This is a genomic window from Cytobacillus sp. Hz8 (assembly GCF_042263505.1).
Lineage (GTDB): Bacteria > Bacillota > Bacilli > Bacillales > Cytobacillaceae > Bacillus_BE.
Genome location: NZ_JBHKFI010000019.1, coordinates 45,662 through 61,037, shown reverse-complemented (window position 1 = coordinate 61,037; position 15,376 = coordinate 45,662). Strand labels below are relative to the sequence as shown.

General features: G+C 35.8%; 15 protein-coding genes and 1 pseudogene. 12 read left to right on the top strand and 4 right to left on the bottom strand.

Translation table 11 applies throughout. The features are described 5' to 3' along the window. Nucleotides 1-36: 36 nt before the first annotated feature. From ACE38V_RS18820 to ACE38V_RS18790, 7 genes are all read left to right on the top strand, one after another. A complete protein-coding gene (locus ACE38V_RS18820; protein ID WP_375843669.1) occupies nt 37-1,182 on the top strand; it encodes an exonuclease SbcCD subunit D in 1,146 nt (381 codons plus the stop codon). Beyond that, nucleotides 1,179-4,313: an AAA family ATPase gene (locus ACE38V_RS18815; protein WP_375843668.1), complete on the top strand. Its 3,135-nt coding sequence runs from the start codon at nt 1,179-1,181 to the stop codon at nt 4,311-4,313. Before ACE38V_RS18820 ends, ACE38V_RS18815 begins: the two co-directional genes overlap by 4 nt. A 420-nt stretch (nt 4,314-4,733) precedes the next feature. After that, nucleotides 4,734-5,081 (top strand): PadR family transcriptional regulator, encoded by a 348-nt coding sequence (locus ACE38V_RS18810; RefSeq protein ID WP_375843666.1) that lies wholly within the window; start codon nt 4,734-4,736, stop codon nt 5,079-5,081. Then, nucleotides 5,068-6,063 carry an HAAS signaling domain-containing protein gene (locus ACE38V_RS18805; protein WP_375843664.1) on the top strand — a complete coding sequence of 332 codons (996 nt, stop codon included), beginning with the start codon at nt 5,068-5,070 and terminating at the stop codon, nt 6,061-6,063. The genes ACE38V_RS18810 and ACE38V_RS18805 overlap by 14 nt, the downstream gene beginning before the upstream one ends. Nucleotides 6,064-7,521: 1,458 nt before the next feature. Next, nucleotides 7,522-8,283, top strand: a complete 762-nt coding sequence (locus tag ACE38V_RS18800) for a threonine/serine exporter family protein (RefSeq protein WP_375843662.1) — start codon at nt 7,522-7,524, stop codon at nt 8,281-8,283. A gap of 15 nt (nt 8,284-8,298) precedes the next feature. Continuing rightward, nucleotides 8,299-8,766: a threonine/serine exporter family protein gene (locus ACE38V_RS18795; RefSeq protein ID WP_375843660.1), complete on the top strand. Its 468-nt coding sequence runs from the start codon at nt 8,299-8,301 to the stop codon at nt 8,764-8,766. A gap of 104 nt (nt 8,767-8,870) precedes the next feature. Next, the gene (locus ACE38V_RS18790; RefSeq protein WP_375843716.1) at nt 8,871-9,470 is read left to right on the top strand and encodes an undecaprenyl-diphosphatase; all 600 of its coding nucleotides are present in this window, start codon (nt 8,871-8,873) and stop codon (nt 9,468-9,470) included. Between the two features lie 61 nt (nt 9,471-9,531). Here the strand turns inward: ACE38V_RS18790 and ACE38V_RS18785 are convergent, their stop codons facing one another. Both ACE38V_RS18785 and ACE38V_RS18780 read right to left on the bottom strand, forming a co-directional pair. Continuing rightward, complete coding sequence (locus tag ACE38V_RS18785) at nt 9,532-9,783, bottom strand: DUF3949 domain-containing protein (RefSeq protein WP_375843658.1); 252 nt, start codon at nt 9,781-9,783, stop codon at nt 9,532-9,534. Between the two features lie 89 nt (nt 9,784-9,872). Beyond that, nucleotides 9,873-10,478, bottom strand: coding sequence for a hypothetical protein (locus ACE38V_RS18780; protein WP_375843656.1), 606 nt, complete (start codon nt 10,476-10,478; stop codon nt 9,873-9,875). 104 nt (nt 10,479-10,582) lie between these two features. Between ACE38V_RS18780 and ACE38V_RS18775 the strand changes: the two genes are divergently transcribed. After that, on the top strand, nt 10,583-11,398 hold the full coding sequence (locus tag ACE38V_RS18775; RefSeq protein ID WP_375843655.1) for a lipid II flippase Amj family protein: 816 nt from the start codon (nt 10,583-10,585) through the stop codon (nt 11,396-11,398). Nucleotides 11,399-11,435: 37 nt separating this feature from the next. On the opposite strand, the gene ACE38V_RS18770 is transcribed toward ACE38V_RS18775, so the two are convergent. Together ACE38V_RS18770 and ACE38V_RS18765 are read right to left on the bottom strand one after the other, a co-directional pair. Continuing rightward, nucleotides 11,436-11,708: a hypothetical protein gene (locus ACE38V_RS18770; protein WP_375843653.1), complete on the bottom strand. Its 273-nt coding sequence runs from the start codon at nt 11,706-11,708 to the stop codon at nt 11,436-11,438. Between the two features lie 91 nt (nt 11,709-11,799). Then, nucleotides 11,800-12,072, bottom strand: a complete 273-nt coding sequence (locus tag ACE38V_RS18765; protein ID WP_375843651.1) for a hypothetical protein — start codon at nt 12,070-12,072, stop codon at nt 11,800-11,802. Between the two features lie 112 nt (nt 12,073-12,184). On the opposite strand from ACE38V_RS18765, the gene ACE38V_RS18760 reads away from it, so the two are divergent. The 4 genes and pseudogenes from ACE38V_RS18760 to ACE38V_RS18745 all read left to right on the top strand — a co-directional run bounded on the left by ACE38V_RS18760 (nt 12,185) and on the right by ACE38V_RS18745 (nt 15,371). Then, entirely contained in the window at nt 12,185-12,655 is a 471-nt protein-coding gene (locus tag ACE38V_RS18760) for a GNAT family N-acetyltransferase (RefSeq protein WP_375843649.1), read from the top strand. 18 nt (nt 12,656-12,673) lie between these two features. Next, nucleotides 12,674-13,216: a GNAT family N-acetyltransferase gene (locus ACE38V_RS18755; protein ID WP_375843648.1), complete on the top strand. Its 543-nt coding sequence runs from the start codon at nt 12,674-12,676 to the stop codon at nt 13,214-13,216. Between the two features lie 388 nt (nt 13,217-13,604). Continuing rightward, nucleotides 13,605-14,060: pseudogene (locus ACE38V_RS18750) on the top strand (AAA family ATPase). Between the two features lie 267 nt (nt 14,061-14,327). Beyond that, the gene (locus ACE38V_RS18745) at nt 14,328-15,371 is read left to right on the top strand and encodes a LytTR family transcriptional regulator DNA-binding domain-containing protein (RefSeq protein WP_375843646.1); all 1,044 of its coding nucleotides are present in this window, start codon (nt 14,328-14,330) and stop codon (nt 15,369-15,371) included. Nucleotides 15,372-15,376 lie beyond the last annotated feature (5 nt).

Below are 15,376 nucleotides of genomic sequence, written 5' to 3'. Positions count from 1 at the left end.
TGTTTCCAATTATGATGAACAATGAGGTGAAGGGTTTTGAAGTTTATTCATACAGCGGACTGGCATTTAGGAAAGCTCGTCCATGGCATGTATATGACAGGGGATCAGCGGGAAATATTAAATCAATTTGTGGAGCTCATCTCTATAGAGAAACCAGATGCCGTCGTTATTGCCGGGGATTTATATGATCGTTCGGTACCGCCGACAGATGCGGTTGAACTACTAGATGAGATTTTATATAAAATTAATGTTGAATTAAAAACACCGATTGTTGCTGTAACAGGAAATCACGATAGTGCTGAACGACTATCATTTGGAACCAACTGGTATCAGCAAAGTCAATTATATTTAACTGGCAAACTAGTTAATAGCTTTCATCCGGTTAGGATTGAAGGTGTCAATTTCTATTTAGTTCCCTATGCAGAACCGGGAGTGGTGCGTCACCTTTTACAGGATGAAACGATTCATTCCCATCAGGATGCTATGAAGGCCATTGTAGGAAAAATTGAAGAAAATATGAATCCAAATGAACCGAATGTATTAGTGGGGCATGCCTTTGTATTAGGAGGACAAACCAGTGACTCAGAACGAGCCTTATCAGTAGGAGGTTCCGGCTGTGTTAGCGTGGACGTTTTTAATCCATTTTCTTATACAGCGCTTGGCCATCTCCATAGCCCCGATGCGATTAAGCATGATAAAGTCTATTATTCTGGTTCCCTTTTAAAATATTCATTTTCAGAAGCCAAACAGCGAAAATCGGTGCAAATTGTCGAAATGAAAGAGAATGGATCCTTTGATATCCGCTATCATACCTTAAAGCCAAAGCAAGATATGAGAGAGATGGAAGGATATTTAGAAGAACTACTTGACCCTAAGTATTACGAAAAGGAAAATATTCAAGATTATTTAAAGGTTACCTTGCTCGATGAAGGTTCATTAATTGACCCAATTAATAAATTAAGACAAATATATCCGAATGTCATGCACTTAGAGCGAAAGATGGCTTTAACCGATTTGCGGAAAAAACAAACTGTTTCATCGATTCGTAATGATAAAAAAACAGAGCTTGAGCTATTCGAACAATTCTATAACGACATGACAGAAACAAATTTTACAGACGAAAAAAGAGAAATCATGGCGAAAGTGATCCAGGACGTGCTGCAAGAGGAGGGGATAAAATGAGACCATTAAAATTAACGATGCAGGCCTTTGGCCCTTATGCAGGTCGGGAAACGATTGATTTTACTCTTCTCGAAAATCGAACGATGTTTGTCATTTCAGGGAAAACCGGTTCTGGGAAAACCACCATCTTTGATGGGATTAGCTTTTGCATTTATGGAAAAGCAAGTGGTGATGACCGGGAAGGAACGGATCTCCGCAGTCAGTTTTCTGATGAAGACCTCTTGACAGAAGTCGAGCTTGAATTCTCTCTTCGCGGCAAAACCTATTTTATTAAGCGTTCTCCTCAACAAGAACGGAAGAAGAAAAACGGGGAGGGCGTTACAAAAATTGGAGCCAAGGCTGAACTTTCATTGATTGAAAATGGCGAAATGAAACTTCTGGCAGCGAATGTTCGCGATGTGGGCGAAAGAATAAAAGAAATTATGCTGATTGATAGCAATCAATTTCGCCAAATTGTCATGATTCCTCAAGGTGAGTTTCGAGAATTACTAAACTCTGATAGCACGGATAAAGAAAAGATATTACAGCGCCTTTTTCATACTGAAATTTTTAAACGAATTGAAAAAAAGCTAGATGAGGAATCCTCTGACTTAAAAAAATTAGTCAAGCAACAAGTCGATAATCGGAATCAAGCTATCCACAAAATCGAAGCTCTTTTTAACGAAGAATTAAAAGATTATCTCGATGCAAAGAGTGAAAATGATACGATCATTCTTCCTTTATTAATGGAAGAAATAAAATCGATGGATGAGCACCTTCTTGTGATTCAAAAGGATATGTTAAAGAAGCAAGAAGAACGGGATCAGTTGCAGCAAAAATTAAACGAGGCGAAAAAAGTAATTGAGCAGCTGCAAAAATTAGAGCAATTACGGGCGGAAAAAGAAAAACTGACAGCTCAAAAGAGGGTTTTCCAGAAAAAGGAAGAGGACATCATTCTTGCCAATAAAGCCGCTTTATTAAGCAAACAGGAAGAGCTATGTCATCGCTTGAAAAGGGAGCTAGACCATGCAAATAATGATTTACACCATAGAAAATTGGAAATCGAACAATTAACTGCCCTGCTTCAAGAAAAAGAACGTGCCTTCGAACAGGAAAAAAATCGTGAAGGGGAGCGCGAAGCTCAAACAGAAGTCTTGAATCATTTACAGCATATAAAAGATGATATTTTTTCGTTTGCCAAGATACAAAAAGAAGTAGAGTTAACTCGTTCAAAACTGGAAGAGGCAAAGACTAGAAGACAAGCTGCTGAGGAATCGAACAAGAAAACTGAAGAGGACTGGAAGAATTCACTTCAAAAGAGTCAGGAACTGGAAAAAAGTCAAATTACTATCCTTGAAAATGAACGCCGCTTGGATAAATTAAATGCAGAACTCGAATTATTGAGGAAATTTGAAAATCAAGTTCTAGAGTTAAATAAAGGACGGAAGCAACGACAAGGAAAGGAAAGAGAGTTTCATGCGGTTTTGGCTCGCATGCAGGATGCAAAAAGTGTAGCCGAAAAACTGGAATTACAATGGTTCCACGGTCAAGCTGCTATTTTGGCGAATAGTTTGAGTGATGGAGAAGCTTGTCCCGTGTGTGGAAGTGAACATCACCCCCGGTTAGCTCGGTCCGCGTCAGGAGAAATTCCAAATGAACAAGATTTAAAGCAAGCAAAAGCGGATGTATCAGGATTGGAAAAGGAGAAAAGCCTTGTCGAATCTGCTCTTTATGAGTGTCAGTCACGGGTCTCAGTTCTTGAGGAATCCGTTCGCGAATTGAAAAAAGAAATGGTCAGCCAAAGAAATGATTTTCAAGAAGAGGATATGGTTTTCTTACGAAATGAATTGATAAAGGAAAGAAATGAATTAAAAGAATCCCAGCAAATTTTACAGAAAAACATTTTTTTGCTTGAAAAACTATATAAGAAGATTCACAATCTAGAAGAACAGAAAAAGCAATACACCGAGCAATTTGTCTTTTACGGGGATAAAGTAAATGAACTGGCGATTTTATTCACAGAGAAGAATACGGAATTTTCACGAATGAAAGAAAGTATTCCAGCAGATCTTCGCACCATACCGGCGTTTGAAGAGAAATGGAAACGAGCTGGTGACAAGCTTACGACATTACAAAGGCAAATGGAGACCGCGGAAAAGCAATATCTTGAAACGAGGGAAAATCACGCCAAAAAACTTGCAGGAATCCAAACAGTGGAAATGCATACAGCAAATAAGAAAGAGGAACTCAAAAAGGAAAGAGAGATTTTTGTGAAAAATATGGCAGAACAAGGGTTTGCCAATTACAGTTCCTATGATCAAGCGAAAAAGTCGCGGGAAGCAATTGAGGGATTAGAACGTGTTACTCGTACTTATCGGGAGGAATTTCGTTCTGTCTCCGATCGCTTTAATGAGCATTCTGAAGCCATGAAAAATGTGAAAGTACCTAATATGGAAGAAATCAATCTTGAATACGAAAAGGTCAACGATCAATTCCGCACATTGATGGATAAAACTACGAATCTAAAAATGAAGAAACGAGATAATGAAGATATTCTTGATACCATCAATCGCATCAATTTGGAAATGAAGGCTGCGGAAGAGCGATATAAGATTCTGGGGCATTTAGCTGAGATGGCAAAGGGACAAAATACCCATCGGATTACCTTTGAACGATATGTACTGGCGGCATTCCTCGATGATATTCTTCAGGTTTCCAATGAAAGACTTGCCAAAATGACAAGTGGACGTTATCAATTGCTAAGAAAAACCGATCGATCTAAGGGCAATGTTCAGAGTGGATTAGAACTGCTTGTCTATGACCAGTACACGGGTGGAGAACGCCATGTCAAAACCTTATCAGGTGGAGAAAGCTTCAAGGCGGCTTTATCCCTTGCATTAGGTTTGGCAGACGTCGTACAGGAGTATGCAGGCGGTGTATCGCTTGAAACGATGTTTATTGATGAAGGGTTTGGCACACTTGACCCAGAATCATTAGATCAAGCGATCGAGTCCTTAATTGATATTCAAAGCAGCGGCCGTTTAGTTGGCATCATATCTCATGTTCCGGAATTAAAGGAACGAATGGATGCTCGGTTAGAAGTAATCGCCACCCAAACAGGTAGCGTTACCGAATTTCAGTTTTTGAATTAATCGAATATTGGACTGGACGGTGCGAAGATTGGCCTCTTTTGTGGCTTTGAAATAAAGTTGAACAGTTTATAAAAAATCGCACCGTTTTGAAAAAAAGAGGAACCGGAATTTCCCATCTCTTTAAAGAAGGGATTTCGGTTTTTCTTGTAAATTAAGAACCTGTGAAGTGATAATAAAGTTATTCCATTAAAGGGGAAGTTAATAGAACAAGTAAAAAAGAAATAAATAAACAAAATAATGAAATGACAGGAAAAACAACGTATGAAAACGTTGTTTTTTCTATGTACTTTACTTACTAATTTTCTTGTTATTTCTAAAAAGGCAGTTTAATTTCAATTGATGTTGTAACAATCATAGTGTATGATACATAGTATAAATCATATACTGTATGTCGTATAGTAATAAAAATGAGGTGGGTGAATGAATACTTTATTGAATTCATTAACGACAGAGCTTAGGAGAGGAACGCTAACATTAGCCGTTTTAAGTCAATTACGAACACCACAGTATGGATATTCACTTGTTCAATTATTGGAGGAATCGGGAATTTCCATTGACCAAAGTACCTTATATCCATTGCTTCGACGATTAGAAAAACAAGAATTGGTGTCGAGTAGTTGGGATACATCTGAGAGTAGACCCCGTAAGTACTATGTTTTAAGTGAATATGGGATAGAGATCTTTTTGCAGTTAAAAAAGGAATGGATGAAGAATTCGAAAGAGCTCTATGGCTTATTAAAGGGGGAGGAAGATGATGAATCTAATTGAGATTTATATCCATGAAGTTACTCGGAGGCTGCCTGAAAAAAATCGTGAGGACATTGCTCTCGAGTTACGGTCAACCATTGAGGATATGCTGCCGGATGATTATAACGAGGACGCTGTAAAGGCGGTTCTTGAAAAATTGGGGAATCCTGTAACATTAGCTAGTAGGTATCGGGATCAGCCAATGCACCTCATTGGTCCACGTTATTTTGATGTTTATATTGGGTTATTAAAAATGATTTTACCGATCGCCACGGTTATTTCTTTGATCTCAGTAATTGCTGTATATGTTACTGGTTTTAGTGGAGAGGATACGGTAATAAAGTTTTCGACGATTATTGGCAAAGGGATTGGGAGCATCTTTGAAGTAGGGATCCAAACATTTTTTTGGCTAACCATTGTTTTCGCCATATTGGAACGTTCAGATTTAAGGAAAGATAATCAGCCACTTACAACCAGGTTCACTAAGTGGACACCTGATGATTTGAAAAAAATTCCTAATATCCCTAAGAAAAAAGCTATTTCAAAGGTTGAAGTATTTGGAAGTTTAATGTGGACTGCGATTTGGGCAACTCTATATTTTAATGCGAATCATCTTGTAGGTATATATAAAGGCACTGTAGACGGAATTAAATTCGTGAATCCATCTTTAAATCAGGAAGTTTTACTGCGGTATTGGCCAATCGTTCTTGTTGTTATTGGTTTTGAAATAGCATTAGCTCTTTATAAATTTATCAAGGGACAGTGGACAAAAAGAATGGCTATTTTTAATGCTGTTCTCCAACTTATTGGAACGATTGTATTCATTGTTATTTTAAGAAATTCGAATTTAATGACCCAAGATTTTATAACGTATATGTCTGATATATTTACCATTACAGCTAATCAATTTAAAACATGGATAATTGGCAGTGGGATTTTCATCTTTATTTTATCTGCAGCAATCAGTGTATTTGATGGCTACCGCAAGGCTAAAATTCGTTAAGACGTATTTGCTTGGTTGAAAATTTAACAGGTTGTGTAATGCCAACACGTTTTGTATTGTTTTCGTTTAAGTAGAATTAAGTGATCTCAGGATTGAGATTATATTTTAATTATTCTATTAAAGGGTGCTAAATTTGAACAAGATCGTCTATGAGACTAACGGGTTCCGTAACTATCGCAAAACGTCAATTTACACAGGAAAATGCAAACCAAAATGTAATCCTTTTTGCACTAGAAAATGTAGGACAACTGGTAAGGTTAGAGAGATTAAAAAACATTAGAAATAGCAAGGGTTTATACCTTTGCTATTTCTGCTTTTAATGGCTAATTCTTCGGATTGCGAATTATGCTCATTAAGAAGTTTACAAACCATTTTCGCCTTCTCCTTATCGATTTCGTGTAGGTATGAATACTCATAGGCGGAGAATTTCCGGCTAATGTATATAAAGGAAGCTTAAGAAGCCAATATAAGCGGAGATATTCCGCTTAACTGCTCTAAATAAGACAAAATACAAAGATTTGGATCATATAAACGGAAAAACTCCCCTTATTTTTAAGGAAATATGGGTATTTCCCAATTTAGACGGAATTTCTCCGCTTATCCCACTCTTAACGAACAGTAAGACTCCCACCTTAAGATTCTGAGAATACGAAGAAGATAAGTGGGAGATCAACTGTCCGTAAAGGTCCGATAAGTTCAGCTAACCATCAGTGGGGGATGAACGAAAACCCCACTGATGGAAGTTTCACTTTATTTTTCATACACAGTAAAATCAACATTCAGTTTTAACAGAGGCTAACCTTAAATTTAAAATAAACAATATTTTTCTGTAGATCCATTTGCAAGTAAAAATGTCGTGTATTTTGGCGCGGTACACAGGATTGTACCCCTACATTTTCTTATACAAATTGCCCTATAAATTCTCCAAAAATAATGATCGTACTCCCCTTATATCAACAAAAATAGCCCTATAATTTGAAGGCGATTTTTCATTACCCGAATTCAAAAACTACAAATCGAATAGTTGTCAAAAATACCTTATAATAGGAAATTAAAAAACAGGCTTCCAAGGTGTTCTTATTAAAAAGAGCCGCTGATTTGAAATAAATAAGCCTATCATTTTCCGCTAAATTCTAAAAAGTCATTTTTTTTTTTGGTTAGAATCTTGATATCAGATATTTTTGTGAATAATTCAGGATTAAGTTAATTTAATCAAATTTTATTCCAAGGCTACATCTGTCCTTTTCTTTTTTCACTCAACTTTTTGGCTTTATCTTCCTTATTAATGGATATGAGAAAATAGTTGAAAATTTCTTTTATTTAACAAAATTCTCTTAAGTCATTGAAAGCAAATAATTTATCAACTACAATGACTTCAGCATGGTTGTTTGTTGGAACATTGTTTTTTTCATATATGTAGGGAAAAGTAATAGCAGTATTTTGTATGGAGAGATGTAAATGGAAGATCAAGAGAAATATACATATGATGTGATGGAGGTCTGCCTTTTAGCTGGAAAGATTATGTTACAGAGTGGGGCGGAAACCTATCGCGTGGAAGATACAATGATGTGGATGGCAAGGGCCTTTGGCATAGCCCAGTCTCATAGTTATGTAACACCAACAGCGATTATTTTTTCAATCGAAGGGATCGGACAAACAAAAACGAGACTAGTTCGAATTACGAATCGAACGACGGATTTAGAAAAGGTAACGATTGTTAATAGCATCTCAAGAAGCATCCATAGTGGCAGCTTAAATGTTCACGAGGCTTATGAATCACTGAAAAAGGTTGAAAAGGCGAAGCTGCAATTTCCTCTTTATGTGCAAATCCTATCAGCAGCGATTTCGAGTGGCTGTTTTGTGATTATGTTTCAGGGCGGTTGGTATGATTTTATTCCAGCCTTTTTTAGTGGAGGGGTTGGATTGTTCAGTCAATTGTATTTTCATCGTTTGGTTCCGATTAAATTCTTTTCTGAATTTCTTTCGGCCTTTGTGATTGGTTTTCTCGCCTATATCTTTGTTAAAATCGGTTTAGGAACGGAATTAGATAAGATTATTATCGGCTCTGTGATGCCGCTAGTACCAGGGTTATTGATTACGAATGCCGTGAGAGATTTGATGGCAGGTCATTTTGTCTCAGGCTTATCGAAAGGGGCAGAAGCCTTTTTGACTGCTTTTGCAATTGGAGCGGGAATTGCCGTAATCTTAACCTTTGTTTAAATAGGAGTGTTCGTGATGATGATACTGGAACAATTAATAACAAGTTTTATCGCAACAAGCTGTTTTGGCGTAATTTTTAATACGCCGAAGTCATCTCTCATTAAATGTGGCTTTGTCGGGATGTTCGGCTGGTTGATCTATATTGTCATGGTGACTAGCGGAATGGACTCAGTTGTCGCTACCTTGGCCGCTTCTTTTTTTGTTGCCGTGATAAGTCAAGTATTTGCGAAAATGTATCGAACACCGGTTATCATTTTTAGTGTTGCAGGAGTTATTCCTTTAGTTCCAGGAGGACTTGCTTATGATGCTATGAGGAATTTCGTTGAAAATGATTACAGTGCAGCTATCAATTTAGCTGCGAAAGCCTTTATGATATCAGGTGCAATCGCCATTGGACTTGTCTTTTCTGAGGCGGTCAATCAAACCATTCGACAATCAAAATTTAGAAATCCAATGAACGGACGAAGAAAGGATCGCTGGTAGTTGTTTGATTTCCTTACAGAAATGTAAGGTGGTTGTAAGATGAATCGATTTTTTTCATTAAAAACATTTAGTATATTCTCCTTATGATGTTGTTTAAGGAGGATATTTTTATGAGCAGCTGGAATCAGATTTGGTTTCGAGCCATAAATGATCTTGGGAAAGAGTATACATACTTGAATCCTATCTTTATCTTTTTGGCTGAATATATGGTGTATGTTTTCGCTTTTTGTTTGGTGGTCATCTGGTTTTCACGCCGCGAAAAAAATAGAATGATGGTTATTCAAGCAGGGTTTGCTTTTATAGTCGCGGAGATTCTGGGGAAAGTAGCAGGCCTGCTTCATTCTAATTCTCAGCCCTTTGCTGAACTTCAGCATGTCAATCAATTGATTGAAAAAGCGGTTGATAATTCTTTTCCAAGTGATCATACGATTCTTTTCTTTTCGATTTGTTTTACATTTTGGCTAGTTCAGAGAAGGTCAGGGCTCATTTGGATGCTTCTTGCTATTAGTGTGGCTATTTCGAGAATTTGGGTTGGGGTGCATTATCCTTTTGATGTTTTGGCAGGTGCTGCTATCGGAGTGATTTCCGCCTATATCGCTTATTTGGTTGTACCAAGGCTTCATTTTATAAGAAAGACACTTGCGATTTATGAAAGAGTGGAGGAGAAGATTATTCCGACAAAACACCATTCAAGGAATCTGTAGTATTTCAAATAGATATAAACTCTAAGGATCCTGTTAACAATCACGACAGGATCCTTTTCTACTAAACCTGACGATGGCGAATTTTGTAAATGAGATTGGCAATAATTGCTGATGGCCAATTGATGATGTTGCCCTGCATATTAACATGCAGCTGCTGTTTTTCAAAACTCATATCATCAAGGATTTGTTCATTCGTTTGATTTTTCTTCTTTTTCAAATCCTTCATTTCTGAAATGTATTGATATTGAAGTGGTATCATGGCAAGGATATAGAGAGCAATAACAGAACCAACAATCCAATAAAGGGTTTGCATAACTATCCATCCTTTAATAATAGATTTATAATACAAATACGAATGGATAATATGAAAGGTTTCAGAATTTTCCATAATATTTTAAAATATTAAAGATGGTTTAGAATTCTGACTCCATTTGGGTCCGAACAATCGGCGGACATCAGTCCGGGAATGATGGCTTCTTGAATAGTGACTTTCTGGCTTAACTTCGCGATTATTTGATGGTTACGATGTTGAAATAATGTTGCTAAGTCGTTTTCTAATCCTTTTCTTCTAATAAGAAGTGTTAATTGCTGTAAATGGATGTTAGACTCTAATTCGTCGACCACTTCAATATGTGTTTGTAGTTCAATTCGAAATCCATACGGTGTTGTAATAAAGGTCCTGCGTTCCCCGCGATTGACCATCCAGTTCATGGCTTTTGCTTTGTCACAAATATGTCCTAACTCATCATCAGATACGATGTAACCTATGTGATCAAACATTATCTTCTTGCCATAGCCAAAGGTAATATTCACGGCTCCTTTTCGCATTTCGACGATCCGAAAAAGAATGTTTTGCTTGCGAAAATCTTCCCACTGTAATGGAGGGTTAAAGGTTTGAAATTCGCCGTTATATTTTCCTACCCGAAGAGAGATACGAAATCCGTTTTCTAAATAGAATCGTTCTGTTTCTTCGACATAAGGAGTCCAAAAATGATAGTGGAATAGCAAAAATCATACCTCCTTTTCATAGTCTCCTTAATACTTCGTTAAATATCCCTTTTCTACTTCTTTGATATATAATGTAATTACAATTTTGCTAAAGAGGTATATATATGGAATTAATAACTGGAAAACTAATACTAAGCTCTTTATTCTTGTTAATCATCACAATGATTGAAACATTGGCTTATTCAACAAGAATCTCAGGGGCAAGGGTAAAATTAATTGCGACTGCTATTTCATTATTTAGTTCACTTGTCATTATTTCAAGATTTTCGACAATGATTCAGCAGCCCTTAACGGGGAAATTGATTGGAGAGGCACCAGAATCTCATAAATATTTGTTTATCGAAGAGCAATACCGCATTCTTATTGGAATGACCACTGTTGGAACATTATTAGGAATTTTACTCTTCCCCACTTTTATTCAAATTTTTTCAAGAGCAATTGTGCATCTTTCGCAGGAAAGAGGTTCGATCATTGGTTTATTCAAAAAGCAATTTCATTTTGCCACTTGGAAGAAAATATTCAAATGCTTTCGTTTTCCGCGATTATCGTATTTAAATGGAATTACATTGCAAACCATTCCAAAGCGATTATTTGTGATTAATGTTATGGTGACGGCTATTCTAACTGTAGGGGTTCTTTCTTCTATCTATGCCTCTATGATTGTTCCGGAAAAATACATGCAAGCTGCGACACTCTCCTCCGGTATTATTAATGGAATCGCCACTATTTTATTGACCTTGTTCATTGATCCAAAGGCGTCGGTTCTTGCTGATCGCGTTGTCAAAAATGAGGGGATGTATATATACCTTAAAAGCTATTCTCTCACCATGGTTGGCTCAAAATTATTGGGAACCGTCGTCGGGCAATTCATTTTTCTCCCAGCTGCTTATTATGTGGCCTGGTTTGCTAAGATTATTTAAGAAAAAAGGGGAAAGAGCATGCTCTTTCCCCACACCATTAGTATCCATTCTCTTTAAAAGGATAAGGGGAACCAGTGGAAGTATGCTGATTTATCCAGTTAAGAGATGTCTCAGAAACAGAATTCCAATCGGGAATTTCTGATTTATGCTGCTCCACCCAGCTCATACAAAATTGGGGATCAATCTGATTCTCTAGGCACTCTTGCAAGAATGATTGAATGTTTGAAGATGTACAATTTTGAAAGGATTGGCATGTATTATCCCAAATTCTTTCTATTTTTGATTCGATAGATGATTCAAAGTCATTCATTAATAACCTTCCTCCTTAAGTTGTGATGTTTTCTTCCTCATAAGTATTTCCAAAGGAAAAAATATCATGACCTAAGGATTTATATATTTGATCAATTAGATTTTCTTTTAAGCTTTAAGTAAGTATAAGCAACCGTGATAAGTCCAGAACATAAAAGGATGCTGCCTAAAACTAAATAAGTATTTATATAGCCTTTCATCACAATATGGTAGATCGCAGGATCCGCACCACCTCGTTTTATTAACCAGGACTTTGCCATAGACAATCCGATATGAACATTCAAAAGTAAAATGATCAATCCAATAATTCCAAAAACGATTCCGAAAGTTAGAAATCTTGCATAATCCAACTTATTTATCTCCATTTCCGACCTCCATTTGAAAGTTATCTCCTAATTTTACCATATATGAAGATATTAATTCTTAACTTTTTTCTATATTCAGAATATATTAAGATAAGGGAAAAGAGGTGGTTATTTGAATGGGCAGGTTGAATTAATCAAGGTTGATCTACAGAAAAAGGAAAAATATAAAGATTTTTTATTAATGGCGGATGAAAGCGAGGAAGTAGTTAACCAATACATATCGAGAGGTGAAATGTTTTCCTTGCAATTTGAAAAGAAAATAGTTGGTGTCATCCTTTTTATGGAGGAATCTCCTGAAATCATTGAATTAAAGAATATCGCAATATTACCAAGTTATCGAGGCAAAGGATTTGGAAAAGAGGCAATAAAGTCCGCGTGTTTGTTTTATAGAAAGAAATCATATAGGAAAATGCTGGTTGGTACGGCAAATTCAAGCATTGATAATATTGCCTTCTATCAAAAATGTGGCTTTAGAATCGTGGGAATAAGAAAGGATTTCTTTATTAGCTATCCTGAACCTATTTTTGAAAATGGAATTCAAGCGATAGATATGCTGATGTTTGAGAAAAAATTATTTATTTAGAATGAGGGGAGTTAAAGGATGATTAAACTAGAATATTTTGAGAAGGTTAATTTTGCTCAGTTGATCAATTGGATAGATTCTCCTGAATTTTTACTTCAATGGTCAGGCTCAACATTCGAGTATCCATTAACGAAAGAACAACTCAAGAATTACATCAATAGTGCGAATCAGGAGAATTCTGATACATATGCCTATAAGGTTATTTTTGAAAAAACAGGTCAAATAATTGGACATATTTCTTTAGGAAGAATTGACAGAAGGAACCAAGCCGCAAGAATTGGCAAGGTCTTAGTGGGGGAGAAAGAAGTAAGGGGTCAGGGAATTGGTCAAAAAATGTTGGAAACGGTCTTAAAAATAGCTTTTGACGAATTACATTTACATCGGGTGAGCCTTGGTGTATTTGATTTTAATCATTCAGCGATTGCCTGCTATGAAAGGGTTGGGTTTAAAAAGGAAGGCCTTCTTCGTGATTCAAGTAAAATAGGAGATTCATATTGGAATATGTGGGAAATGAGCATATTAGAGGATGAATGGAAGAGCCGAAATCAAATGAAAGAGTGAATGTTGAAGTCAACACGATGGTGTTGGCTTTTTATTATGTTTGAACGAAACAATCTGTGAAGCAGAAAGGACGGAGGCAGTTGCAATCTCGGATGTTAATAAGGGATGCTCTTTTCTTATAGAAGTAAACTAGTGATTTCACGAAATAAATATTATATCTAGAGCTGATGATTGTTGTGATTGTGAAGGGCAACACTTCAACTAACGCTGCAAGACCTAAAGATACTGCAATCATTGTTGGTAGCTTTTTTAATGTCATGAACGAAGCATGCTAGTGGAAGAAGGAATAATTAATTTCTATATCGAATGCATTAAAAGTAAGAAAATGTTGTTATAACCAATGGAAGATTATATAGATATAAGACAATTATGATGGGTAGATGAGAATATGGAATCTAAGCTAATAATCATTCGAGGAAATTCAGGGAGTGGAAAAACAACTACTGCGAATAGTCTTCAAAATCATTTTGAACATGGAATGCTCTTGGTTTCTCAGGATGTCGTTCGCCGTGACATGTTGAAGGTGCAAGATAGAGAAGGCATCCTTTCAATTGATTTGATTCGCCGAATCGCAGAATATGGTAAAGATAAATGTGAATTTGTTGTTGTGAAAGGAATTTTAAATTAAAGCCGCTATAGTGAAATGCTGAATAACTTAATAGAGTTCTATAACCAAAAGACATATACTTATTATTTTGATTTATCCTTTGAGGAAATAGTCATACGTCACAATTCTCGTTCGAAAAAGATGGAATTCGGAGAAGATTCTTTACGTGCTTGGTGGAATCCAAACGATTATCTTGGAGGTGATGGAGAAACAATATTGACTAATACTATGTCATAGCACGATGTATTGAAACTGATTTTAAATCAACTGCAAGAGTAATTAGCCGATTGGTATGTTTTATACATTTTCTTCTTCAACTATCGGATCCGGTTAGTTCTAGAAGAAATGAATAAACTTTATTACAAAAAATTGAAATTTATTTAAATAGTAAAACGACATTTTGATCAAACATTTTTAAAAATAGTGGTTTTCTATTTGTTGTTATAAAAACGTAGAGATTAAAATGCAACTTGTTTTCAGTATTGATACGAAGAAGGGGATTTTATGGGGGTATTAAAAATTAACGATTTTGAAAAACAAAGCGAGGATACTGTAATTTTTCCTATGTTTAACTTAGAGATTTCAGAAGGTCAATCTGTTTCAATTTATTCGAATACCAATGTACGAAATGTACTATTAAATACATTTTTGGGTAAAATGTCGGTTACCTATGGAGATATAAGTGTTAATGGAGAAAAAGTGGATATACATAATAGAGCTTACTACATGCAAATTGGAATCTCATTTTTGAATGAAGGGATTTATGAACGATTAAGTGTAAAAGATAATTTTAAATTTTATAAAGGATTATACGGATCGAACTATCATATCGAAGAAGTATTACAACTTGTACAACTTGGGGAAAAGGAGCATAAAAAAGTAAAGAGATTATCATACTCAGAGAAAAAAAGAGTGCATTTGGCACGTATTATTTTTCAAAGTCCAGCTTTATTTATATTTGAAGAGCCTGATCAAAACGTGGATATAGAAACAAAAAACATCTTTATTAAGATACTCAAAGAATTACAACAACAAGGTAAAAGTATTTTAGTGCTGACAGGAAACATGGAAAGTGCCATTACGTTAACTGATCAGGCTTATAGTTTAGACGAAAATGGTTTACAAATTTTAGAGGTTGAAAGCGAAAAAAATCCGAATGATCTAGCTGTATCCCAAGAAAAACATGTATCTAAAGAACAATTAACTCATTCCATTCGATTCGAAAAAATCCCTACAAAATCAAACAATAAAATCATCTTGTTTGATCCAACGGAAATTGATTATATAGAGAGTTCTGTGGGGCATGTAAACATACATATTAAAGGAGAAGAGTTTCTGGGTTTATTCACTTTGAATGAGTTTGAGGAGAGGTTAGTACAATTTGGTTTTTTCCGTTGCCATCGTTCGTATATTGTCAATTTACAAAAAGTTTGTGAAGTCATTACTTGGACAAGAAACAGTTATTGCTTGATTTTAGATGACCAAACAGAAATTCCGTTATCAAAAACAAAAATGGCTGAATTAAAGGAATTAGTTGGGATGAAATAAACTTC

Bases quoted from the DNA above. Each gene is read 5' to 3' on its own strand.
- ACE38V_RS18815 (WP_375843668.1), top strand. From the start codon at position 1,179: ATGAGACCATTAAAATTAACGATGCAGGCCTTTGGCCCTTATGCAGGT.
- ACE38V_RS18810 (WP_375843666.1), top strand. From the start codon at position 4,734: ATGAATACTTTATTGAATTCATTAACGACAGAGCTTAGGAGAGGAACG.
- ACE38V_RS18805 (WP_375843664.1), top strand. From the start codon at position 5,068: ATGAATCTAATTGAGATTTATATCCATGAAGTTACTCGGAGGCTGCCT.
- ACE38V_RS18800 (WP_375843662.1), top strand. From the start codon at position 7,522: ATGGAAGATCAAGAGAAATATACATATGATGTGATGGAGGTCTGCCTT.
- ACE38V_RS18795 (WP_375843660.1), top strand. From the start codon at position 8,299: ATGATGATACTGGAACAATTAATAACAAGTTTTATCGCAACAAGCTGT.
- ACE38V_RS18785 (WP_375843658.1), bottom strand. From the start codon at position 9,783: ATGCAAACCCTTTATTGGATTGTTGGTTCTGTTATTGCTCTCTATATC.
- ACE38V_RS18775 (WP_375843655.1), top strand. From the start codon at position 10,583: ATGGAATTAATAACTGGAAAACTAATACTAAGCTCTTTATTCTTGTTA.
- ACE38V_RS18770 (WP_375843653.1), bottom strand. From the start codon at position 11,708: ATGAATGACTTTGAATCATCTATCGAATCAAAAATAGAAAGAATTTGG.
- ACE38V_RS18765 (WP_375843651.1), bottom strand. From the start codon at position 12,072: ATGGAGATAAATAAGTTGGATTATGCAAGATTTCTAACTTTCGGAATC.
- ACE38V_RS18755 (WP_375843648.1), top strand. From the start codon at position 12,674: ATGATTAAACTAGAATATTTTGAGAAGGTTAATTTTGCTCAGTTGATC.
- ACE38V_RS18745 (WP_375843646.1), top strand. From the start codon at position 14,328: ATGGGGGTATTAAAAATTAACGATTTTGAAAAACAAAGCGAGGATACT.